Source organism: Polyangium jinanense, from assembly GCF_028435265.1.
Taxonomy (GTDB): domain Bacteria; phylum Myxococcota_A; class Polyangia; order Polyangiales; family Polyangiaceae; genus Polyangium; species Polyangium jinanense.
In genome coordinates this window covers 25,433-46,613 of the sequence record NZ_JAGTJK010000021.1, presented here as the reverse complement: position 1 = coordinate 46,613, position 21,181 = coordinate 25,433, and the positions used below count along the sequence as shown (strand labels likewise).

Annotated in this window: 19 protein-coding genes and 1 tRNA gene; 8 read left to right on the top strand and 12 right to left on the bottom strand. The window is 68.1% G+C overall.

Going from position 1 to position 21,181, the window contains the following annotated elements:
* Window positions 1-7 precede the first annotated feature (7 nt).
* Complete coding sequence (secD, locus tag KEG38_RS30630; RefSeq protein WP_272423464.1) at window positions 8-2,155, bottom strand: protein translocase subunit SecD; 2,148 nt, start codon at window positions 2,153-2,155, stop codon at window positions 8-10.
* A gap of 55 nt (window positions 2,156-2,210) precedes the next feature.
* Window positions 2,211-2,639, bottom strand: a complete 429-nt coding sequence (gene yajC / locus KEG38_RS30625) for a preprotein translocase subunit YajC (protein WP_272423463.1) — start codon at window positions 2,637-2,639, stop codon at window positions 2,211-2,213.
* Window positions 2,640-2,914: 275 nt separating this feature from the next.
* On the opposite strand from yajC, the gene KEG38_RS30620 reads away from it, so the two are divergent.
* The 3 genes from KEG38_RS30620 (at window position 2,915) to KEG38_RS30610 (ending at window position 4,920) form a co-directional block, all read left to right on the top strand.
* Window positions 2,915-2,986: transfer RNA gene (locus tag KEG38_RS30620), tRNA-Val, on the top strand.
* Window positions 2,987-3,455: 469 nt separating this feature from the next.
* Window positions 3,456-4,178 (top strand): translation initiation factor IF-3, encoded by a 723-nt coding sequence (infC, locus tag KEG38_RS30615; protein WP_272423462.1) that lies wholly within the window; start codon window positions 3,456-3,458, stop codon window positions 4,176-4,178.
* Entirely contained in the window at window positions 4,156-4,920 is a 765-nt protein-coding gene (locus KEG38_RS30610; RefSeq protein WP_272423461.1) for a hypothetical protein, read from the top strand. Before infC ends, KEG38_RS30610 begins: the two co-directional genes overlap by 23 nt.
* Here KEG38_RS30610 and KEG38_RS30605 read toward each other — a convergent pair.
* Entirely contained in the window at window positions 4,896-6,731 is a 1,836-nt protein-coding gene (locus KEG38_RS30605; protein ID WP_272423460.1) for a serine/threonine protein kinase, read from the bottom strand. The two genes, KEG38_RS30610 and KEG38_RS30605, sit on opposite strands and share 25 nt — an antisense overlap.
* A gap of 157 nt (window positions 6,732-6,888) precedes the next feature.
* On the opposite strand from KEG38_RS30605, the gene KEG38_RS30600 reads away from it, so the two are divergent.
* A complete protein-coding gene (locus KEG38_RS30600; protein WP_272423459.1) occupies window positions 6,889-7,515 on the top strand; it encodes a hypothetical protein in 627 nt (208 codons plus the stop codon).
* A gap of 33 nt (window positions 7,516-7,548) precedes the next feature.
* Here KEG38_RS30600 and KEG38_RS30595 read toward each other — a convergent pair whose 3' ends face one another.
* Entirely contained in the window at window positions 7,549-8,181 is a 633-nt protein-coding gene (locus KEG38_RS30595; RefSeq protein WP_272423458.1) for a hypothetical protein, read from the bottom strand.
* 286 nt (window positions 8,182-8,467) lie between these two features.
* On the opposite strand from KEG38_RS30595, the gene KEG38_RS30590 reads away from it, so the two are divergent.
* The gene (locus tag KEG38_RS30590; RefSeq protein ID WP_272423457.1) at window positions 8,468-10,879 is read left to right on the top strand and encodes a TolB family protein; all 2,412 of its coding nucleotides are present in this window, start codon (window positions 8,468-8,470) and stop codon (window positions 10,877-10,879) included.
* Between the two features lie 51 nt (window positions 10,880-10,930).
* Here KEG38_RS30590 and KEG38_RS30585 read toward each other — a convergent pair whose 3' ends face one another.
* From KEG38_RS30585 to KEG38_RS30570, 4 genes are all read right to left on the bottom strand, one after another.
* Window positions 10,931-11,248, bottom strand: a complete 318-nt coding sequence (locus KEG38_RS30585) for a BPTI/Kunitz domain-containing protein (protein WP_272423456.1) — start codon at window positions 11,246-11,248, stop codon at window positions 10,931-10,933.
* 418 nt (window positions 11,249-11,666) lie between these two features.
* Entirely contained in the window at window positions 11,667-12,764 is a 1,098-nt protein-coding gene (ychF, locus tag KEG38_RS30580; RefSeq protein ID WP_272423455.1) for a redox-regulated ATPase YchF, read from the bottom strand.
* A gap of 200 nt (window positions 12,765-12,964) precedes the next feature.
* Window positions 12,965-13,489, bottom strand: a complete 525-nt coding sequence (locus KEG38_RS30575) for a hypothetical protein (RefSeq protein ID WP_272423454.1) — start codon at window positions 13,487-13,489, stop codon at window positions 12,965-12,967.
* 71 nt (window positions 13,490-13,560) lie between these two features.
* Window positions 13,561-14,382 (bottom strand): ATP-grasp domain-containing protein, encoded by an 822-nt coding sequence (locus KEG38_RS30570; protein WP_272423453.1) that lies wholly within the window; start codon window positions 14,380-14,382, stop codon window positions 13,561-13,563.
* Window positions 14,383-14,481: 99 nt separating this feature from the next.
* Here KEG38_RS30570 and KEG38_RS30565 point away from each other — a divergent pair, with 99 nt between their 5' ends.
* The gene (locus KEG38_RS30565; protein ID WP_272423452.1) at window positions 14,482-15,180 is read left to right on the top strand and encodes a hypothetical protein; all 699 of its coding nucleotides are present in this window, start codon (window positions 14,482-14,484) and stop codon (window positions 15,178-15,180) included.
* Window positions 15,177-15,722: a hypothetical protein gene (locus KEG38_RS30560; RefSeq protein ID WP_272423451.1), complete on the top strand. Its 546-nt coding sequence runs from the start codon at window positions 15,177-15,179 to the stop codon at window positions 15,720-15,722. Before KEG38_RS30565 ends, KEG38_RS30560 begins: the two co-directional genes overlap by 4 nt.
* 8 nt (window positions 15,723-15,730) lie before the next feature.
* Here KEG38_RS30560 and KEG38_RS30555 read toward each other — a convergent pair whose 3' ends face one another.
* Complete coding sequence (locus KEG38_RS30555) at window positions 15,731-16,363, bottom strand: hypothetical protein (RefSeq protein ID WP_272423450.1); 633 nt, start codon at window positions 16,361-16,363, stop codon at window positions 15,731-15,733.
* 184 nt (window positions 16,364-16,547) lie between these two features.
* Between KEG38_RS30555 and KEG38_RS30550 the strand changes: the two genes are divergently transcribed.
* Window positions 16,548-17,408 carry an SGNH/GDSL hydrolase family protein gene (locus tag KEG38_RS30550; RefSeq protein WP_272423449.1) on the top strand — a complete coding sequence of 287 codons (861 nt, stop codon included), beginning with the start codon at window positions 16,548-16,550 and terminating at the stop codon, window positions 17,406-17,408.
* A gap of 6 nt (window positions 17,409-17,414) precedes the next feature.
* On the opposite strand, the gene KEG38_RS30545 is transcribed toward KEG38_RS30550, so the two are convergent.
* The 3 genes from KEG38_RS30545 to KEG38_RS30535 are packed head-to-tail and all read right to left on the bottom strand — an operon-like array spanning window position 17,415 to window position 21,059.
* Window positions 17,415-18,395: a formylglycine-generating enzyme family protein gene (locus KEG38_RS30545; RefSeq protein WP_272423448.1), complete on the bottom strand. Its 981-nt coding sequence runs from the start codon at window positions 18,393-18,395 to the stop codon at window positions 17,415-17,417.
* A 25-nt stretch (window positions 18,396-18,420) separates the two neighbouring features.
* A complete protein-coding gene (locus KEG38_RS30540; RefSeq protein ID WP_272423447.1) occupies window positions 18,421-18,939 on the bottom strand; it encodes a hypothetical protein in 519 nt (172 codons plus the stop codon).
* Complete coding sequence (locus KEG38_RS30535) at window positions 18,936-21,059, bottom strand: c-type cytochrome (protein WP_272423446.1); 2,124 nt, start codon at window positions 21,057-21,059, stop codon at window positions 18,936-18,938. Before KEG38_RS30535 ends, KEG38_RS30540 begins: the two co-directional genes overlap by 4 nt.
* Between the last annotated feature and the right edge of the window lie 122 nt (window positions 21,060-21,181).

The window sequence follows — 21,181 nt, the reverse complement described above, 5'->3', positions numbered from 1 at the left end:
TGCGCCTTCAGCCGAGGTGGAGCTTCTTGACCTTGCGAGCCCGCACGGCCCAATCGAACATGAGCCGCGTGCAGACGACGCCGGTGAACAGGCTGACCGCGATGCCCACGATGAGCGTCACGGCGAAGCCCTTGATGGGACCCGAACCGTACTGCGCGAGGATGAGGCCCGAGATCAGCGTGGTCACGTGCCCGTCGAGGATGGCGCTGAAGGCCTTGTCGTAGCCCACGTCCACCGCCGCCCGCGGGCTCTTGCCTTGCCGCAGCTCCTCGCGGATGCGTTCGTTGATGAGCACGTTCGCGTCGACCGCGATGCCGACGGTGAGCACGAGGCCCGCGATTCCGGGCAGCGTCATCGACGCGCCGAACATCGCGAGGATCGCCACCTGGAGCACCATGTTGAAGAGCACGGCGATGTTCGCGATCGCGCCTGCGCGGCTGTAATAGACCTGCATGAACAGGAGCACGAGGATGACGCCGGCGAGGCCGCCCTTCGCGCCCTGCACGATCGCGTCCTGACCGAGCGACGGACCGATGCGCTGCTCGTTCGAGGGCGAGATCGGCGCGGGCAGCGCGCCCGAGCGCAGCACGAGTTCGAGCTTGCGCGCGTCCGTGATCTGCTGATCCACGTTCGCCGAGCCCATCGTGATCGTTGCGACCCCGCCCGGGATCTTCGTCTGGATGACGGGCGCGCTCTCGACCTTCTCGTCGAGGATGATCGCGAAGCGGCGCTTGATGTTCTTCGCGGTGATGTCCTCGAAGCGATCGCCGCCGACGCTCGTCATCTTCATCTGCACGAGCCAGCCGCCAAGACCTCGATCACTCGGGTCCGGCATCGCTTGCGCGTCGCTCACCATGTCGCCGGTGATCTCGGCCTTGCTGAAGAGGTAGTAGGTCCGCCAGCCGACGTCCTCGACCGTGCCCTTCTCCTCGTCGTAGGACTGGTACTTGCCGAACCCGATCTCGTGATCGTCCGGCACCGACAACGTCGAGGTCCACTCGCGCAGCCGCGCGAGCGCCTGCCGCATGTCCTCGCCCTCCATGTGCTCGAGGACCGCGTAGGTGTTGACCTTCTGCTTGCCAGGGCCGACCGAGACCTGCTCCTGCTGGAAGCGCAGGCCCTTCACTTCCTTGTTCTTCGGGTTGCGAACCTCGGTCTCGAAGAAGTTCACCTCGTCGTCGAGCAGCTTGAACTCGAGGCGCGCCGTCTGGCTGACGATCTCGCGGATCTCGGCGAACGTCTGGTCGTTGTCGCCCGGGATCTCGATGATGATGTCCTCGTCGCGCGTGGTGACGCCGGCCTCCTTGAGGCCCATGCTGTCGACGCGGCGGAGCACCGTCTCCTTCGCCTGCGCCACGGCCTTTTCGCGGATCTGGCTCTCGATCTCGCCCTTGATCCGCAGCGTGACCCGCTTCCGATCCGACGAGAACTGACGCTGCATCTCCTGGAACGGACGCATGAACTCGTCGTTCACCTTGTCCGCGTCCGCCGCGTTCTCGAAGTTGATGAAGAGCGTGCCCGCGTGCTCGCGCGACTTCTCGACGCGAACCTTGCCGATGAGCTTCTTCAGATCGTCGACCGACGCCTGCTGCTCCGCCCCGACGATCCCGTAGGAGCGCGCGAGCGCCTGGCGAACCTCGTCGTAGTACCGGTCGCGCTTGTCCTTGATCGCCTCGTCGACGTCGACCGTGTAGACGAGCCTGAGGCCGCCCTTCAGATCGAGGCCGCGCACGAGGCGGAACTCGATGTTCGAAAGCAGCCACTCGCGCACGCCACGGTTGCCCACGCGCGCGTCCTCTTCGACCTTCGCGCGCTCCTCGGGCCCGAGGCCCGATCGATCGATGCGGCCGTATCGCTCGTCCGCGTACGTCGGGTAGATGCTGAGCCACGATCCGAGCGCGAGGAACAGGACGAACCCGCTCTTGATGCGCCAGGAGAGATCGATGGTGGGCAGCGCGCAGAAGAACGCCCACGGGACGCTGAGCCCGAAGGTCGCGGTCGCCCAGAACACGTGGTAGTGCGCGGCGATCGCGGCGCAGAACGAGGCGATCGCCGACATGACGAAGACGCCGCGCTTCGACCTCTGCCACGCGCCGAGCGCGATGGACAGCGCGCCGAGGCCAGCGAATGCGTACTGGAGGATGTTGTAGATCATGGGAGGGTCGACTCGGGGGGGCGGTCGCGAGCCCTTCTTAGCCGAAGCGCGCGCGCTACGCTTTCTTTTCCTGCGCCTTGTCCTTCGCCTCGGCGGCGGGCTTCGGCTCGCCGTCCACGCCCTGGATGGCCGCCTTCAGGACCTGCACGTTCACGCCGGGCGCGATCTCCAGCTTGACCGTCCTGTCCCCGACCTCGATGAGCTTGCCGATGAGCCCCGACTGCGTGACGACCTTGTCGCCCGGCTTCAGGGCCGCCTCGAGCTCCTTCTGCTTCTTCGACTGGTTCCGCGTCATCAGGAACACGAAGAGAAGCGGCAGCAAGAAGAAGAGGATCGTCATCCCGCCGAACGGCTGCCCGCCGCCGCCTCCGCCCTCGGGCGTCTGCGTGGGAGCGCCCTGGGAAGGCTGGGCAGGGGCGGGCGCGGGCGGTGCGCCCTGGCCCGGGGAGACGGTGGTCGGCTGAGACAAAAACAGCGTGGTCACGAGGCGGTAACCTCCACGGGGACGAAGCTTGGCTCCCCGAATGCGAGCCCCCGATCATTCGGAAAGCGGCCGTCCATACCCACGATCGAGGTTCCACGCAAGGAACGGCCGGAGACCCTGGAACAAATGGTCGTCCCCTCCCCGGCCCCCACCTCCCGGCCCCCCTTCCCGAACCCTGCCTTTCGTTTTTTTTCTTGACCAGACCGAAAAGGCTTGGTACCGATGCGCCTCCCTCGACGCACCGCACATCGGCGGGGCGGCGGAGGAAGCGGTACAGGCGCGTAGCTCAGTGGTAGAGCACTACCTTGACACGGTAGGGGTCGCCGGTTCGAACCCGGCCGCGCCTACAAAGTTTCGATACGAGGACCTTTCTGCAGGTTCCCGCCTCATGGCGGATGCCGCCTGCCCGTCCTCGTGAGGACCTTTGGGGTCAGTCAGAACGGAACCGCGGCGCACGCCGAGCGAGCGGCTCACGTCGTGCACATGACGTCGGGCGTGCAAAGGCCGCCCCCGCACGCAGGACGCGTCGCCCCCCCGAACCAAGCGGAGAGCGCCGAGCGCGGCACGAAGTCCCGTGCCGCCGCGCCTCTGCGCCGTCCTCGTCGCCCTGCCCGCACGGCTGCCCTCCCCACCGGCCTTCCCCGGTGGAGAACGAGCGCCGGGCGTGACTTCGGGCCCGGAGGCAGCTTCCGCCCGTTGATAACGCGGACCATCCGGGCGAGATTGTGTAGGCCCTGCACCCGTCATCCCGACGGGCAAGCGCGGCTGACCGTGGATTGCCAGTAGATCACAAGCAAGGAGACAGCGAGACCACACATGAGCATGCGACGCTTCGACCCTCGACAGGCCCAGCGAGGACCGCAGATCCGAATCAATCAGCGAATCCGGGTTCCGGAGATCCGGGTCATCGGGGAAGAGGGCGAGATGCTCGGCATCATGCCGACCCACGAGGCCCTGCGGCGTGCCCAGGAGCGAGGCCTCGATCTGGTGGAGGTCAATCCCAAGGCCGATCCGCCCGTCTGCAAGATCCTCGACTTCGGCAAGTACAAGTACGACGAGAAGAAGAAGGCGCGCGAGGCGAAGCGCAAGCAGAGCGTGGTCGAGATCAAGGAAATCAAGCTCCGCCCGAAGACGGACGATCACGATCTCCAGTTCAAGACGCGCGCCGCGCTGCGCTTCATCGAGGCCGGCCACAAGGTCAAGTTCACCGTGCGCTTCCGCGGTCGCGAGATCACGCACCCCGAGAAGGCGCAGGAGCAGCTCGACTGGATCGTGCAGCAGTGCGACGAAGTCGCGAACGTCGAGGTGCGTCCCGTCATGGAGCAGCGCACGATGACGCTGCTCATGGCGCCGAAGCCGGCCGTCATGCAGAAGGTCGCGCAAGCCCGCGCCGCCGCCGAGAAGGCACGGCAGAAGGCGCTCCAGGAAGGCCGCGCTGCGCCGGCCGTCAACGAGCAAGACGAGGCGCTTCGCAAGCTCGAGGAGCAGCTCGACGAAGAAGAGGATGATGACGAGGATGACGACGAGGAAGGAAGCTGATCCGCTTCCTGCCTTGAACGTCCGCGGTGAGCGGCGAACGGGCCTCGTTCGCTTGCTCGCCGCGCTCCTGATCGCCCTTCCGCTCGTCACCCTTCCTTTCGCGACACGTGCGCTCGTCGACCGCGGCGCCGCTTCCCTCGGCGCGCGGCTCGCCGACGCGCTCGATCGCGCGTTCGTCTGGCGAAACGCCGAGGAGACGGACGCACCTCTGCACGGCCCCGACTCCCTCGATCTCGGCCTCGACCTGCCCCACGTGCCCGGGCTCGACGTGCTTCCGGCGCCCGCCGAGCCGCCGAGCGAAACGCTTGCCCCCGCGAGGAAAGGTTCGTCCGTACGAACCCCCGCGCCGCGCGGCGGAATTCATGTCCGCGCCGACGTCGTGGCGCGCGCGGTGCAGAGCGGCGTCGTCCCGTCAGGCGTGCCCGTGCCCGCAAGCGGACCGAGGCCCGCGGGCATCGCGCTCCAGGGCGTGGGTGGCTTCGGCGCGGGTCTCCGCGATGGCGACGTGCTCACGCGGATCGGCGGCGCGCCGGCGACCTCGGTCGGCGTGGTCATCGGCGCGGTCGCGGGCGCGCTCAAGCACAACGCGAAGGTGATCACGGGCGAGGTGTGGCGCGGCGATCAGCGGCTCACGGTGGCCGTCGAGGTCCCGCCGATCGGTCGGCAAGGCGTCCCAGGTCGCGCGATGCCGAAGCCCCGTGCTCCGGCCAAACGCGCTCAGGGCCCGAACAGCCCGCCGTAGTACGCGCTCGCTGCGAGCAGAAGAACCGCCGCGGCGACGTAGAGCCACATCACGTTGCTGTTCGCGGCGGGGGCGGGCTTCGCGAGGGGCGCCTTCTTCGCGACAGCGGCCGTGCTCTCCTTGCTGAGCTTCGCGGCCGCGCCCTTCTTCCCCTTCGCGCCCGCCTTCGCTGCCTTGCCGGATTTGCCCGCGACGTCCTTCTCCTGCTTGGGCGACGGCGTCCTCGTCGCGACTGGCGCGCTCTCGATGGAGCTCTCCTCGGCCTTGGCCTGCGGCGTCTCCTTGACCGTCTCGGCTGGCTCGCTGATGACCGCGCCTTCGTCCGCCTTTGCTTGCGGCGTCGCCTTGACCGTCTCGGCCGGCAGACTCTCGGCCTTCAGGCTCTCGACCGGCGCGCTCTCCTCGGCCTTGGCTTGTGGCGTCGCCTTGACCGTCGCGGCCGGCAGACTCTCGGTCGGCAAGCTCTCGGCGCCTTTCTTCTCGGCTGCCGTGCTCTCGACCGCTTTGTTCTCGGCCTCCGTGCTCTCGGCCGCTTTGTTCTCGGCCTCCGTGCTCTCGGCTGCCGTGCTCTCGGCAGGCTTGCTCGGGACGGGCTTGCTCTCCGGCTCGCGCTCGCTCCGCGCGGACACTGGACCGACCCGCGACGCGCGCCCCTCGCCGCTGAGCGGCGCGAGATCCATTTCCTCGGCCCATTTGCCGATGTCCTCGAAGTGCGACACGCGCCCGCGCGGCCGCTCTTCGGGGGGCGGCGCCGCTGCGCTGATCTCCGGCTTCGACTTCTCCCTCGGTGCGCCGGGCCGTGGGTCGTCTTGCAGCGAGTTGAACTCGAGCAGCGCTGCTTCGATCAGCTTGTGCAGCGTCGTGTCTTTTTCCTGGTCCGTGGTTTTACGCAGCGCCACGGTCCCGCTCACGAGCTCGGCGACGTCGTGCGCGCCGACGGGCCTTCCGAACTTGAACAAGAAGCCGTTCAGGGCTCGGCCGAGCTCGCGCGCGCTCGGGTAGCGCTTCTCCGGATCGCGGGCGAGCGCGCGGTGGATGATCTTCTCGAGCTCCGGCGGCACGTCCTTGTTGAGCTGCGCGAGCGGCGGCACGACGGCTTCGCGCACCCGCATCACCGTCTGCAGATCGTTGTCGCCGTGGAAGAGCCGCTTTTGCGCGAGGATCTCCCACAGGATGATCCCCACGGCGAACACGTCCGTGCGCACGTCGACCTCGAGCCCTTGTGTCGCCTCGGGCGAGAGGTAGCCGAACTTTCCTTTCACGATGCCGGGCTCGCTCTTCTCGAGCTGGCTCGTCGCTTTTGCGAGCCCGAAATCGACGATCTTGATCTCGCCGTATTTCGTGATGAGCACGTTCGCTGGCGAGACGTCGCGGTGCACGATGCGAAGCGGCTGCCCCTCGGGGTTTTTCGCCTCGTGCGCGTAGGCGAGGCCGTCGCAGATCTTCTCGGCCATGTAGACGGCGACCTCCACCGGGAAGGGCCGCTTCATCTTGCGGAGGTATTCGATGACGGCTTTCAGGTCCGAGCCATCGACGTACTCCATCACGATGAAGTACGCGTTATCGCCGACGCCGATGTCGAATACCTGGGCGACATTCGAATGCGTGAGGTTCGCCGAGAGGCGCGCCTCGTCGAGGAACATCGCGATGAAGCGCTTCTTCTCCGAGAGGTGGGGCAAGACCTTCTTGATCGCCACCCGCTTCTTGAATCCCTCGATCCCCGCGCTCTCCGCGAGAAACACCTCGGCCATGCCGCCGGACGCGAGGCGATCGAGGACGCGGTACCGCTGCTGCTGATGCCCCTGCTTCATGCCAGACGAGGACTACCCTCTCCTCGGCCGCCGGTCGAGCCCGCGCGCCGGGATCCGGCATCTTACCACGACGGGACCTCGAGACGGATCCAGGAAGGACATCCCTCGCGCACTTCTCCCTTGCCCCGGGAAAGCGCGGGTTCGTAGGCTGGCCTTCATGCTTCGACCTCGATCGAATTGGGGAATCCTTCTGGTTTCTGCCTTCCTCGTGACCACGCTCCCCGCGGCCTGCGGGAGCGAGGTCGACGGCGGAAACGGCGGCAGCGGTGGCAGCGGCGGCGCGGGCGGCGGCGGCGGCGCTCCGAATTTCGGGGCCTGCAGCGGACCGGGTCAGTGTACCCTCGTCAAGAATACCTGCTGCGGCACGTGCAGCGAACCCACGCTCGCCGACGTCGAGCCCGTGCACGTCGATCAGGTCGACGAATACAACACCTTCGTTTGTCCCGAGCCCTCGGCCTGCCCCGCCTGCGCGGGCGCGCCGAACCCCGGCCTCTTCGCGTATTGCGAGGCCGGTAGCTGCGCGGAGGCCGACGTCGCGGAGCACGCCTTCAGCGAATGCACGACCGCCGCCGATTGCACGCTCCGGCTCGGCTTGAGTTGCTGCGAGCCTTGCGCGGGGGGCGTGCCCGACCTCGTCGCGGTCGCGTCGAGCTCCCTTCAGGCGATTTACGATCTTGTCTGCCCGCCCGAGTTTGGCTGCCCGCCCTGCGCCCCTCTTTATCCGTCGGAATGGAAGGCCGATTGCGTGACCGGCCATTGCGCGGTCGTCCCGGCCATGCCTTGAGGCCCTGGCCGCGACGCACCTTTTCGAATCCGCTCAGTGACGCGCGCGCTCGCCGGGCGTGAGGCCGACGAGTTCCTCGCCCGACGTCTTTTCCGCGGGCGCTGTGTCCGCCTTGGCAGCCTTCGCCATCGTCACGGGGAAGCTCTTCTTCACGCCCCCGACCTCCACGAAAATCGTCGCCTTTCCCGCCGCGAGCGCCTTGACCAACCCGCACGTCTCGGTGACGTATTCCACCTCGATCGAGCCTTCGCCCGACATCATCCACCCGGAGAGGCCCGCCACCGCGCGCCCGTTCGAGATGCCCCGGAAACACACGTTGCGCTCCAAGCCCACGGGCAACGGCTGCGCGAGGTCCGGGCTGACCAAATTCTTCACGGCGACGATATCGTCGAGTTTGTCCACGATGGGCATCGTCACTTCGAACGGTGTTCCGTCGCCCGTCACCACGCTCGCGCTCACGGTCCCGCTCGCACCCACCGTCACGAAGCGCCGATCCCACGTCGACAAATCCCCATCCTCCTTCGCGTCCCCCGTGATGGTGATGCTCGTGCTCTCGTCGACGAGGCGCATGCCGTCGGCATCGCGCAGCGCGAGGCCGAGGAACACGCCCGCGTCCTTGAACAGCGCTAGGCCGAGGTTTTCCGCCTCCGGATCGAGGAGCGACATCCCGCCTGCGACGAAGCCTGCGTCCCGCCTTCCGCGGTCGCGTGCAGGACGCCGCCGAACATGTCGTCGAAGAGCGAGGTGCCCCGGAAGAACAGGCCATTCGGTGTATCGGAGGAGCACGTCTCGCCCGACGGACAGACCGTCTCGCAAGGCGGCGTGAAGCACTGCTCATTGGAGAGGGCGCGCTCTCCAGCTCATACGGCGGCACTTTGGCAAAGCCCGTGCCGCGCACGCGGGCAACCTTCACCCTTGCGACCTTGTTCTCCTCCCTTGTAGCATTGCCTTTATGTTGCAACGATCTCGCCTTGGAATTGTACTCGTATCAGCCCTCGGCACGGCGGTCCTCACGGCTGCGTGCGGGGGCGGCGGCTCCACCGGGCTCGCAGGGGGCACCTCCTCGAACGGCAGCGGCGGCGCGGGCGGCTCGAACAGCGGGGGGAACGGCGGCATCGGCGGGGACGGCGGCGATATTTTCGTCGGCTCCTCGTCGGGCGTGGGCGGAAGCGGCGGCAGCCAAACGCAGGGCTTCGATGTCCTGCCGAGCGCGCCGCAGGAGATCACAGTCGTTGCGGGTCAAAATACCCCGACGGTCACGTACACCTCGTACCTCGACGGAAACCCCATCAGCGCGGGCTGGAGCGTCGATCGCGGCGAGATTGGAAGCATCACGGCGGGACCGACGAGCACGGCGACGTTCACGCCGAAGGGCACGGCCGGCGGCGTCGTGCGCGTCCGGGCCGGCCTCAACGGGCAGGTCCTCGAGCGTAATCTCCTGGTCAAGCTCACATCGCAACAGAATGGGGCGGACCCGAACAACCCCGCCCAGCAGGGTCAGATCGCCACGACGATCCCCCAGCTCACGGAGGGCGGCGGCGTCGGCGGCGTCGGCGGCGAGGGCCTCGGCGTCGGCGTCGACAATCCCGTCGTGGTCGCCGCGCTCGACGCGCCAAGCAGCAATGGGCAGGCCGAGGGGCTGAAATTCATCTATCCGTACGACCGCACGGTCTGGCCGCGCGGCATGACGGCGCCGCTGCTCCAATGGGATTCGACGCTCGGCAGCGTCGACGCCATCAAGATCGAGCTCTCGACCACGAGCGGCTCGTTCTCGTGGAAGGGCACCTTCGCAAAACCGCAGATCCTCGTGCAAACGGGAGGCTCGTTCATTCGCCACCCGATCCCGCAGGACATCTGGGCCATGGCGACGAATACGGCCGGCGGAAAGACGCTCGACGGCTCGCCCGATCAGCTCGTCGTGCGGCTGACAGTGGCGAAAGGCGAGGTCGCGTACGGGCCGATCCAGGAGACGTGGACCGTCGCGCCGGGGCGGCTCTCGGGCGCCATTTATTACATTTCGTATGGCACGAAGCTCGCGAAAAACCTGACCGGCGCCGTGGGCGGCGACGGCATGTTCGGCGGCGCGGTGCTCTCGATCAAGGTCGGTGACACGGCGCCCAAGCTCACGGCGGGCAAGAGCGGATCGGAGGCGGAGTGCCGCGTCTGCCATTCGGTCGCGGCGGACGGCTCGCGCCTCGTCGCGACGTCGAATGGCGGCTCCATCCCGTGGGCCTACGATATCGCGCCGGACATGGTGACCGAGAAGTCGCTCCCGAATGGAAGCTCGTTCCCGGGCATCACGCCGGACGGCGCGCTGGCACTCACGACGGTGGGGCAGCTCGTCTCGCTGGCCAATGGCACCGTCCAGCCGGTTTCGGGGCTGAACGGGGTCTCGACCAACGTCGGCACGCCGTCGTTCTCGCCGGACGGCAAGCGCGTCGTGTTCAACCCGATGGCGAGCGCGTCCATCACGAACCCGCGGCAAAAGCTCGTCTTGATGGATTTCGACGCGGCGACGAACGCCTTCGCGAATCCGCTCGTCGTCGTGGACAACACGGGACAACCGGCGGAGACGCGGCCCGGCTGGGCGGCGTTTTTCCCGGACGGCAAGACCGTCGTGTATCATCAGCAGACCGCGGCGGGCGTCGACGGCAATACCCTCGGGGATCTGCGCACGCGCAAGGGCGCCAAGGCCTACATCGCGATGGTCCGCGACGACGGCGGCGCGCCCGTGCCGCTCGATCAGCTCAATGGCAAGGACGCTGGCAATGTGTACCTGCCGAAGCTCGCCCAGCCCGTTGCAATGACCTGCACGGGCGACGGCACGCAGGTCGGAGGCATCAACGCCGATCACGGCGATGACGTGAACCTGAACTACGAGCCGACGGTGAACCCGATTGCCTCGGGCGGTTATGCCTGGGTGGTCTTCACGAGCCGCCGCATGTACGGCAACGTCGCGACGATCCCGCCGTTCTGCAGCGATCCGCGCGGCGTCAACCTCTTCACGAACATCACGCCGAAGAAGCTCTGGGTCGCAGCCGTGGATCTGAACTCGCCGGCAGGCGTGGACGGGAGCCACCCGGCATTTTACCTGCCCGCGCAGGAGCTGCTCGCCGGCAATGCGCGCGGCTTCTGGGTGCAAGAGCCCTGCCGCGCCGACGGCGCCGGTTGCGAGTCCGGCGATCAATGCTGCAATGGCTACTGCTCGCCCGATCCGATGGGCAGCGGCGCACTCGTCTGCGGCGACACGCCCCCGAACGGCATGTGCTCGAACGAGGGCGACAAGTGCACGACGGCAGCCGATTGCTGCAGCCCGGACAACATCTGCCTGAACGGGTTCTGCACGCTGGACGGGCCGAAGTAAACATCCGCGCGAAGGTGCGGGGGTTTGGCGGGCCCCCGCGTCTTGCTCATCTCACCACCGGAATGGGGGGCGGTTGCAGGTGCGCTGGCAGGCGTGCATGGACTCGAAGTTGTTCATGTTCCCCTGACAGCCGCCGTACATGAAAGGCACGCAGCGACCAACGGCGCTGTTGAAGGCATACCGACGGAAGGCCGCGCGACACGGGCCGCTCGCGATCGGCTGGAGGCAGATCCTACGCGCCGGTGGCACGACGAGATCCTGCACGTCCTCCGCGAGCTCCGCGTTTTCCGACGCGTCCTCCGCCGCCGACGCCGGCAGCACGAACAAGAACGAAATCGCCGCAAATACAAACGGTAGACCCTTCGTCATGGCGCACCTCCCCCTTCGAGCGGGAGCCACACCGGCGAGCCCGCCCGGTGGAAGCATAAAGCGCACGTCCTCGGCGTCCCCTGGTCCTGAGGCGCTTCGCTGGGGCGTTGCCCCAGGCCCCACCAGGGGCTATCCGCCCCTGGACCCGGACCAGCGCAAGCGCTGGACCCGGGGTCGATGAACTGCGCAATGCGCAGTTCATCGAACAGGCCGAGTCAAGGCCAGGTACGACCCTGCCAACCAAGACCGCCGTGACTGGCAACGCTGTCCCGGGTCTTGCCACCGGCCTGTGGGAAGAACTGCGCATCGCGCAGTTCTTCCACGAACGGTCCAGGGCTTGCCCTGGTTCGGGTCGAGGGGCGAACAGCCCCCGCGGGGTCCGGGGCGGCGCCCCGGCGCGGCGGCACCAAGAAGGAAGTCAGACGTTGAAGTGGAAATGCATCACGTCGCCGTCCTTGACGACGTATGCCTTCCCTTCTTTGCGCATCTTGCCGGCCTGCGCTGCGCCGCTCTCGCCGCCGAATTTGACGAAATCGTCGAACGCGATGGTCTCGGCGCAGATGAAGCCCTTCTCGAAATCCGTGTGAATCTCGCCCGCGGATTGGGGTGCGGTTGCGCCGATCGGGATCGTCCAGGCGCGCGCCTCCTTCGGGCCGACCGTGAAGTACGTCTGGAGCCCGAGAAGCGCGTACGCCTCGCGGATGAGTCGATTCAGGCCGGGCTCCGCGAGCCCCAGGGTCTCCAGGAACTCTGCGCGCTCGGCGGCGCCGAGCTGGGCGACCTCCGCCTCGATCTGCGCCGAGATCACCACGGACTTCGCGCCGTCCTTCGCCGCGCGCTCGGCCACCTTCGCCGACAGGGCATTGCCCGTCGCGGCGGCGGCCTCGTCGACGTTGCACACGTAAAGCGCGGGCTTCGCGGTCAAGAGCTGCAGCATGCGCCAGGCCTTCTGATCGTCGGGGTCCACCTTCGCCGTGAACGCCGGCCGGCCCGCGTGGAGCTGCTCCAGCGCGAGCTTGAGCAGACGCAAGGTATTCGCGCCCTCCTTGTCCCCGCCCCGGATCCGCTTCTCCAGGTTCGGAATGCGTTTCTCCAGGCTATCGATGTCCGCCAGCATCAGCTCGGTCTCGATGATGTCCAGATCGGCGAGCGGGTCGACACGCCCCTCGACGTGCGTGACGTCGTCGTTCTGGAAGCACCGGGCGACGAACGCGACGGCGTCGCAGTCGCGGATGTTGGCCAGGAACTGGTTGCCCAGGCCCTCGCCCTTGGACGCGCCGCGCACGAGGCCTGCCACGTCGACGAAGTTGATCCGGGCCGGGATGATCTCCTTCGAGTTCGCCAGCGCCGCGAGTTTGTCGAGCCGCGGCTCGGGCACGGCCACGTCGCCGACGTTCGGCTCGATGGTGCAGAACGGGTAGTTCGCGGCCTGCGCGGCCGCCGTCTGGGTGAGGGCGTTGAACAGAGTGGATTTGCCGACGTTCGGCAGACCAACGATCGCGACTTTGAGGGCCATGGCGCAGTTCGGGGGAAAGAGGGCCGCGCGACCTAGCACGTCCGGGGCACACGCACCAGCCCTCATTCCCGACGGGGACGCCTCGCGTCCCCCTCTCGTCCAGGCAAAGCCCGGACGATTCACCCCCCGAGGCGAGCTCGCTGTGCGATCTCGCAGAGCGCCGATCCTTTCGGCGCTCTCGCAGACGATCGGAGGACCTTTCAGGCCACGTCGCGCCGGTGGAGCCGGTGGCTCCAGAAGCCGAAGAGGGGCTTGCGCGCGATGCGCCCGTTGTGGGCGAGGCAGATTTGCTCCGCCTCATCGGCTTGGTCCATGTTCTCGACCTCGACCGTGAGGAGCACCTTGCCGGCCTTCACCTCGCGCTCGACGTCCTCGATCACGGGATCGGGCTTGCCGGCGCCGGTGAGCCCGCCACCGAGCGCGCCGGCTGCGCCGCCGCCGAGCATGCCGAAGAGCGCGGCGGTGAGCGGACCGGCCGCGATGAAGCCGAGCGGACCGAGCACGAGCCCGCCGAGGAGGCCGCCGGCGGCGGAGCCGACGAGTGCGCCGGTGGCGACGCCCTCGCGTGCGCTCGTCTCGGCGAGCGGCACGTCGTGCCGGTTCACCTTGTCGTGATGCAGGAGCACGGTGCACGCCTCGGAAAGCCCGGGCAACGCGCGAACGGCGTGCAGGCACCGCTCGGCGTCCGTATCGTCGTCGAACAAGGCAAAGAGCACGTGTCGCATGGCATCCTCCTCAGCCGGAGCATCGGTCCGTCGTGCGGGTTCGACAAGCGGACGGCGGGCGATTGCTTGGCTCAGTCGGTCCGGCCGGACGTGTTCGCGGAGGCCTCGACGGGGTCCATCGCGCGGCGGAAGATGTCTCGCGCGAGGGCGGCGCTCTCGTTCGAGAGGCCGACGCGCGGAAATGGGTTCAGCTCGATGAAATGGGGGCCGGCTCGATCGATCACGTAATCGATCCCGGCGACCTCGAGCCCGAAGAGCCGGGCCGCCCGCCGCGCGTGCGTGGCGATGGCCTCGTCTGGCTCCCACGCTTCGAACGAAGCGCCGGGCGCGTTCTTGATCCAGGTGCCCTCATTCTGGATCCGCACGCCGAACGCGCGCTCGCCGAGGATCAGCACGCGCACGGATTCTCCCTCGAAAAACGGCTCCGCGCTCGCGATCCCGTCCCATCGCGGGATGTCCCGCGCCGACCGGATGAGGTACTTCCCCTCCCCTCGATGCTCCTCGCCGATCTTGAGCACGTAAGGAAATGGTAGGAGCGGCTCGCGGGTGAATGGGGATTGCACGACGGGATGATCGACGAGCCCCGCGGCGACGCACCGGCCGAGCGCCGCATGACGCAGGGACGCGGCGGAAAGGGCCGCGGGATCGGGCCAGCAGGGAATCTCGTTTTCCGCGAGGACACGCAGGTTGTGCTGCTCGACGTCCTTGTCGCGGACGTCGGCGAAATACACGACGCCACGGAAATCGTCGGTCGGGCTCCTCCGGCGGTGCAGGCGGCCGGCGATCACGTCGAAGGTGATCGCGGAGAGCACGGGGGCCCAGGTCGGCCGCTCTTTCAGGAGCGGCAGCGTGGCGGCGGGCTCACCGGTGAGGAAGAGGAAACGCGGCTGCATGATCAGAGACACGCTGGCCCAGAGGACGATTGCACGGCGCGACGATACCGGTGTCCTTTGCATCGTCAAGGTGTTAAGGACGCAAAGGAGGAGGTCATCGTGAGAGACGACCCGCTCTGGACCGGCGCGCTGTTGCTCTTTCCCCGACGCATCGCCGAGAACCTCGCGCGCGTCGAGCAAGCCGGCCTCGTCCCGCGCGCGCCGAACCTCGTGCAGGTCTCGCTCGGCGTGATTCGTATGTGGGTGCGCCTCGTAAAGCGGCCCGAGACCATCGGCACCTGCACCGCACACCACGTGCGCCCCACGTTCCGCGCGCGCCTCCTCGCGTATCGCCCGCTCCGCTTCCCCTTCCTTTTGCGAGAGCGCGCGATCGCCCCGCTCGATTTCTCCGGCCTGGCGAGCTCACGCGAGCGCATCCTCCGCCACCTGCTCGGCGCGCACCACGACGTGAACCAGTTCGCCTACGATCTCGAGATCCTCGCCCTTCACCCGGGCGGGCTCGAAGAGCTTCACGAGCGCGCGCGGCGCGTGGTCGAGGGCGAGGATCCGCGCGCCGAATGGCTGCGGGATCTCGTGGTGTTCGAGGGGTACCACGAGAATCTCCTCGCCGCGGCGGAGCACGCGCGCGCGCACGGCGTGCGCCTCGCGCCGCACGAGGCCGACGATCCCGACATCTCGTTCACTGGATACATGCGCTGGTGCGCGCGTTTGCCCGCGACCTGGCGCGAGGCGATCCCGGCGCTCCTCTGCGGCGACATCGATCTGGGCGCGTACCGATACGAAGCGGTGATGGCATGAACACGCAAGACTTCCTCACGCTCTCGCACGCCGATCTCCGATCCCTGCTGGAGCAGGGTCACGCGATCGATCCGAGCGCGCTCGACGACAGCGAATACCGCGGCGTCTCGCTCGGGCTCCCCGCGCCGATCGTCGCGATCACGTGGCTCACGTTCCGGAAAACCTTCCACCGCGATCCAAGGACGGGCGCGCTGCGCGGATGGAACGTCCGCATGCAGCAGGCAGGGCTCGACGGCCCGCGCGAGCCCATGCGCGACGCCGAGGGCAAACCTCGATGTTTTGGCTTTTACGAGGTACGCGACGGGCGCGCGTACGACATGCCCGTCGCCGCGCGGCACGGCCTGGTGATCGATTACAACCACAGCAGCGAGAATCCTCGCCTCGATCCGATTCGCCTCGGGCGGGATCCGCTGGTCTCTCTCGACGAGGGGCGCGTGGATCGCCTGCTCGGCTGGACGTACCTCGATCTCGGCCTCGCCCGGGTGGGCACGCCGAGTTATTTCCTGCTCGAACGAGAGGGGCCGCTGTCGTACGTGCCCTGAGGGCGAGCTCAGCGGAAAAGCCGGGCGAGCCCATAATCGCCCCCGCCGCCCCCCGCGCCGCCCACCCGCGCGTTGCCGGCGAAGGAGACCGTCTCTCCGTTGGGCGTCTGCGAAGCGACGCTGTCGACGTTGGCCCCCTGGCGGGAAAGGACGCTCGCGTCATCGCGGGGGAAAACCGTCTGCACGTGCAGACGGCGGATGAGATGCCCGTGCAGGCGGATGACGGCCGTGATGCTCCGGCAATCCGCCTCGACGTGCAGGAGACCAAAGAGCGGGTTTTGTTCGTAGACACGCATCCGCGTGGCGTGCAAGGCCGCGACGTGGATCGCCGCACCTTGCCATTGCCCGTTCTGGAGCCTGCGCATCGCATACCGGCCGGCCGCGGAGCCGATGGCGAGGTAGAGGCCCGTCACCGCGTCGTCCTCGTCGATGAACACGGAGTGCGCTTCACGAGCGACGTAGCCGGCTTCGCGGTCGAACCGCCCTTCGTCGCCGCCGTCGATGTGCTCCTCCGCGTGGCCGGCTGGCCCCGCGTTGCCAGCCACGAAGTACGAGTCCCGGAGCAGGGTCCGCACCTCGCCACGGGTCAGGGGGTTGCGGGGGTCGTACGATTGCATGACGCGTTCGATGGTGACAGACATGGGCAGAATTCTCCGGCTCGTGTGGTGAAGGCCAATGCTCACGAATACCTCAAAAGGGGTGAGCGCCGCAACAAGAAAGTCGTGATCCGACGCGGGGCCCCCGCCGACCTTGCGCTCCCGTGAAGGAAGTGCGACCGTGGCGCCGCGGCCCATTCCCCTGGGCCCCCGGCGGCTCGCCTCTCGCGTGCGTACGTCCCTCCACCTCGTCCTCGCATTCTCTTGCTTGCTCGGGCTCTCCGCGGCTGCATGGCTCCTCCTTCGCCGCCCCCCCGCGCCCACCCCACCGCTGCCCCCCCCAGAAGCCTCCACCGCCGCGTCGTCCCCTCTGCCGCCGCCTCCGCCCATTGTTTACCCCACGCCATTCTCCGTACCGACCGCCGCTCTCCCGCCCCGCGAGGCACTCCCGCCGGACACACTCCGCCTTCTCGTCGTCGGCGACTCGGTGGCGAGCTTCCTCGGCATGGCATTGCGGTATCGGCAGGACGAGGCCGGCGCGTTCGTCGCCGTTCGTGGGGTCGGCAGTTGCTCCATTTTCGAGGCCAAGATACGCATCGAGAACGGAAAACCCGTGCGGGGAACGAGCTGCTCGGAGCACTGGATCGAGGACGCCGCCGAGCTCCACCCCGACATGACGCTCCTCGTCATGGGTGGCGCCTTCTTCAATGAAAAGGCCTGCGAACCGGCCTGGCAGGACGCGTACGAAAAGCGCATCTTCACACTGGCCGACGGAATGGGCACGAACGCGGGTCGCATCGTGCTGACGCGGGTCCCGTATCCGATCAAGGACTGGCGTTACGGAAATGTCCCGGCCCGCGTCGATTGCCTCAACGGTATGCTCGAGCGCGCCGCCCGAAAGCGTGGATGGCCCGTCCTCGATTTGATGGGGCACGTCTGCCCGACGCCCGCTTGCCGTGTCGAGAGCGAGGGCAAGCCCATCCGGCCCGACGGCCTGCATTTCGACGGTGCGGGCGCCGAGGAGACCGCGCGATGGGTCCTCGGCGAGCTCGAACGTTTTGCGCGTGAAGAGAAAGACGCGGGATTTTGATTGGCGTCAGGGCGTACTGGGCGCGCTGATGGCGCAGCGGACCCCGAGGAAGCCGCAGCGGTACGTCGTCTTGAACACGGCCGTCTTCCCCGCCTTGACCTCGTCCCCACTGTCGCGCCAGCTCCCGCCGCGGCCGAAGCGGGCCGAGCTCACGACATCGTTGCCCGTGGTGGTCCACTGGAAGACGTTGCCCGCGAGATCGAGCACCCCTTGCGGGCTCGCGCCGGCGGGGAAGCTCCCGATCGGACAGGGGCCGTCGCGCTTCGTTTTTCCGGACCAGCAGAGCTGCTCGGCGGGCGGCTCGTTCCCCCACGGATACGTAAAACCTTCCGGACCGCCGCGCGCCGCCCACTCCCATTCTTCGCCGCTGGGAAGGCGCTTGTTTTGCGCTTTGCAATAGTCGGTGGCCTGCACGAAATCGATGCAGATCATCGGCAGGTTCCCTTTCCCTTCCACGCCGTACGTCGAGGGATCACAAACCTTGACGGCGCCGTCGTTGCACTTCTTCGATTGCACGCACGCCGCATATTGATCCGTCGTGGCCAGGTTCACGTCAAGGCAATAATCCTTCACGGTCACCTGGGCCTTGATCGCGGCGAGCTTGAAGCTGCCGCCCTTGATGCGGACCATCCCGGCCGGACAGCCGCCCGTGTCCGGCACGCTCGCGGGAGCGGGCGTCGTTGCCGCCGGCGCCGCGGTCGTTGCCGGCGCCGCGCTGGCCACGGGGCCCGCCGTGTTGTCCGGCGCGGCTGTGGTGGCGGCAGCACTCGGCGCCGGCTCGGCCTTTGCCGAGGGCGTCGCGGCCGGCGCCGCGGGTTGGTCGGCGTTTGCCGCGACATTCGAGGGCCCCGCGGGCGGCGGCTCACCCGCGCCGCCGCAGGCGCTCACGGAGGCCAAGAGACACGCGGTCACCCACGCGAACGGGGCCATGGCGACCGCCCCCGCGTGCGCCCCGTGTAATGCGTTCGTCCATCGTTTCACCGACATCGTTTCGCCTCCGCGTCTCCGTCGTTCACATCGCCGTCACGGTGGGTGCCGCGCGATCTTCCAGCCAATGCTCTTGAATGACCAGCGAGGGTTTCGCCTTGAACACCCCCGCCGCGTCGACCCCGCCCGTCCAGATTTGCACCACGCGGCGATCACCACGCCGCATCGGAAATTGCACCTCGCCGCCCTGCCGCTCGTCGCGATCGATCCAGAACGAGACCTCGGCCGCGTCCCCGCCGAGCACCACCATCGCATGCGGCTTCGTCCCGAGGCATCGCACCTTGAGCCATTCCCGCACGCGATACGCCGTGCAAGGCGCCGCGGCGGGGCCCGTGCGCGTCAGCCGGACCTTCGTCGCTTTGGCCCATTCATCGAACGTGGGCGCTTTCGTCTTTTCCGTACCCGGCGGATCCACTTCGAGCGAAACCGCATCCCCCGGCGCCGCCGCCGAAGCGGACGCGGCGGGCGGGGCTTGTGCCGGGGCCGGCGAGGACGCGGTCGCCGCCGCCACGAGCGCGAGAATGGGGAGGGGGATGGCTCTCATAACGTGCGCAAGAACGCGGCAAGCGCGTCTCGCTCTTCCCTCGAGAGTTGATTCGTCTTTCCCATGCGATCGTTGTTCTTCGCGATGAGCTCGTCCAGCGTCGCCGCGCTCCCGTCGTGCAGGTACGGCGCCCGACCTTCGAGGTACAGGAGCGAGGGGACGCGGAGCTCACCGGTCTTCAATTCATCGAAATTGGACCGGCGCGTGAGCCTCGGCAGCGGATAGACCTGCCGATCCGTGTACTCCGTCTCGGGGACGTGGCAACGAGCGCATTGCACCGCGTCCTTCATGAAAACCTCTTTTCCGCGCTGCTCGACCGCATCGAGCGCGCGCTGTTCGCGCGGCGGCGGCCGGAGGCCCGCCCGCACGAACGCGGCGATGCGCATGGCGCGCGCGTCGAGGTTCTGCGGCTCGTGCTTCGGCACGCCTCCCCACCGATGCAGGCCGAAGCCCGCGCGCAGCCGCGCCATGAGATCGGGGCTCTCGCCGACCCAGCCGTACGGACCGGGCGATTTTACGCGACCCGCGAGCATCGGCGTCCGGCGCGGTATGCCGCGCACCCGATCGGTCTCGGGCACGTTCTCGGCCGAACCGACGAAATTCACGTTCGTCCCGTCCTCGGTATTGAATTTCGCCTCGTGCCACACGTGCCCATCGTCGCGCCCCTCCGGATGGCAGCCGGCGCAACCGAGGCCTCCGCTCATCAAACGGTCCGTGGCATTGTAAAAGAGCCGGCGGCCAAGGGCCGCGTCGCCGCCGAGCGGATCCTCCGCGAGACGAACGAGCGTCGGCGCGGGCGGCTTATCGCTATGCAACGCGCCGCGCGACGGGTGCGGCGCGAGCGGAATGGCGACGAGATCGTACGTCGCGCCGCAAAAGACGAACGCCGTCGCCTCGTCCTCCGAAAGCACGATCCCTGCGGGCGCCCCGCCCCGATTCGCGATTCCCAGCGCGGGATCCCGTTCGCTCCCCACCTCGTAGGTGGCGACGACGGAGAGGGTCGGATCGACCGCGAGCGCGTCGAGCTCCACCAGCCGATCGTCGCCTTCGCCCGCGACGAGCAGCGTGTCGGTGCGGCTCCGATACACGATGGCGCGCGGCTGCGTGAGGGGAGCGAGGCTCGTGCCGGGGATTTGCAGCTCGGGCGCCGGCCCCTCCCCCACGGCCCGAATCAGCGTGGTGTGCTCGCGATGGAGCGGCGCGAGGGGTTTGTCCGAGCCCGTGACGAGCACATCGACCGTGGCCGCCCCGAACCACGCAATCTCCCCCAGTGCGCCGAGCGCGTGCCGCGGCGCGAAAAGCAGGCTCTCGTCGGGAGAAAACGCGAGCGCATACCCGAGCGACGCATTGAGCGTCTTCCCCACGGGCGTGCGCAACGGCGAAGGAGGCAGATCGACGCGCCGGACCGTGGGCGTGCTGCTCCCGAGCTCGTCGATCCGGGTGAGCGGCCCGCCGGTGAGATGCGAGATGTACGCGGATTGCCCGTCCTTCCGAAGCGCGATGCCCCGCGGCTCCCGAGCGACGTCGACCGTCCAGCGAACCTCGTGGCTACGCAGATCGACAGCGCTGATCTTGTGCGTCCAGGCGCTCGTCACGATCGCGAGTGATTGATCCGCCGTCACCGCGAGCCCCCACGCATCGGCCGGGAGTTTTACGCGCGATGTCTCGGCGAGCGACCCGCCGGGCTCGGCGCGGAACTCCACGAGCAGCCCCGGATCGCGAATGGTCACGAGCACACGCCCGGGCAAGGTCACGACCTGCGCGGGCGGCCCCGGCATGGGAAGCGCCGTGCCGGTCCCCGCCGGCGACAAGGGCAAGGCCACGCGCCGGAGCACGTTGTGATCCTCGTCCGCGACGTAGAGCGCGTCCTCGCCCACGCCACGCGCGAGCACGGCGCCTTGACGCGGGCCGATCGACGCGACGTTCGCGGCGGGAGGCGGCGTCGTCGCGGAAGGAGCGGATGCGACCGAGGCCGACGGCAACGCAGCGCCCGCATCGACGGCGGCCTGGTCCGAGCCCGAGCAGGTGCAGCCGCTGCCGAGGCCGAGGGCCCCGCCGAGCGCTATGCAGGCGAGGGCGAAGCGTGAGCCGAGAGATCCGACGCGGAGCAGGGTAGGCACGGAGATGAGAGCAACATACCGCTGCCCGAGGGTCGATCTCTATGAATTTCGCACGGTGAGGGAGGCCCGATCCTTCGCCACGCGGTGGCCGATCCTTCGCCAGCCCAGGGAGAACGATGTCC

Bases quoted from the DNA above. Each gene is read 5' to 3' on its own strand.
- secD (WP_272423464.1), bottom strand. From the start codon at position 2,155: ATGATCTACAACATCCTCCAGTACGCATTCGCTGGCCTCGGCGCGCTG.
- infC (WP_272423462.1), top strand. From the start codon at position 3,456: ATGAGCATGCGACGCTTCGACCCTCGACAGGCCCAGCGAGGACCGCAG.
- KEG38_RS30610 (WP_272423461.1), top strand. From the start codon at position 4,156: ATGACGACGAGGAAGGAAGCTGATCCGCTTCCTGCCTTGAACGTCCGC.
- KEG38_RS30605 (WP_272423460.1), bottom strand. From the start codon at position 6,731: ATGAAGCAGGGGCATCAGCAGCAGCGGTACCGCGTCCTCGATCGCCTC.
- KEG38_RS30600 (WP_272423459.1), top strand. From the start codon at position 6,889: ATGCTTCGACCTCGATCGAATTGGGGAATCCTTCTGGTTTCTGCCTTC.
- KEG38_RS30595 (WP_272423458.1), bottom strand. From the start codon at position 8,181: ATGTCGCTCCTCGATCCGGAGGCGGAAAACCTCGGCCTAGCGCTGTTC.
- KEG38_RS30590 (WP_272423457.1), top strand. From the start codon at position 8,468: ATGTTGCAACGATCTCGCCTTGGAATTGTACTCGTATCAGCCCTCGGC.
- KEG38_RS30585 (WP_272423456.1), bottom strand. From the start codon at position 11,248: ATGACGAAGGGTCTACCGTTTGTATTTGCGGCGATTTCGTTCTTGTTC.
- ychF (WP_272423455.1), bottom strand. From the start codon at position 12,764: ATGGCCCTCAAAGTCGCGATCGTTGGTCTGCCGAACGTCGGCAAATCC.
- KEG38_RS30575 (WP_272423454.1), bottom strand. From the start codon at position 13,489: ATGCGACACGTGCTCTTTGCCTTGTTCGACGACGATACGGACGCCGAG.
- KEG38_RS30570 (WP_272423453.1), bottom strand. From the start codon at position 14,382: ATGCAGCCGCGTTTCCTCTTCCTCACCGGTGAGCCCGCCGCCACGCTG.
- KEG38_RS30560 (WP_272423451.1), top strand. From the start codon at position 15,177: ATGAACACGCAAGACTTCCTCACGCTCTCGCACGCCGATCTCCGATCC.
- KEG38_RS30555 (WP_272423450.1), bottom strand. From the start codon at position 16,363: ATGTCTGTCACCATCGAACGCGTCATGCAATCGTACGACCCCCGCAAC.
- KEG38_RS30545 (WP_272423448.1), bottom strand. From the start codon at position 18,395: ATGTCGGTGAAACGATGGACGAACGCATTACACGGGGCGCACGCGGGG.
- KEG38_RS30540 (WP_272423447.1), bottom strand. From the start codon at position 18,939: ATGAGAGCCATCCCCCTCCCCATTCTCGCGCTCGTGGCGGCGGCGACC.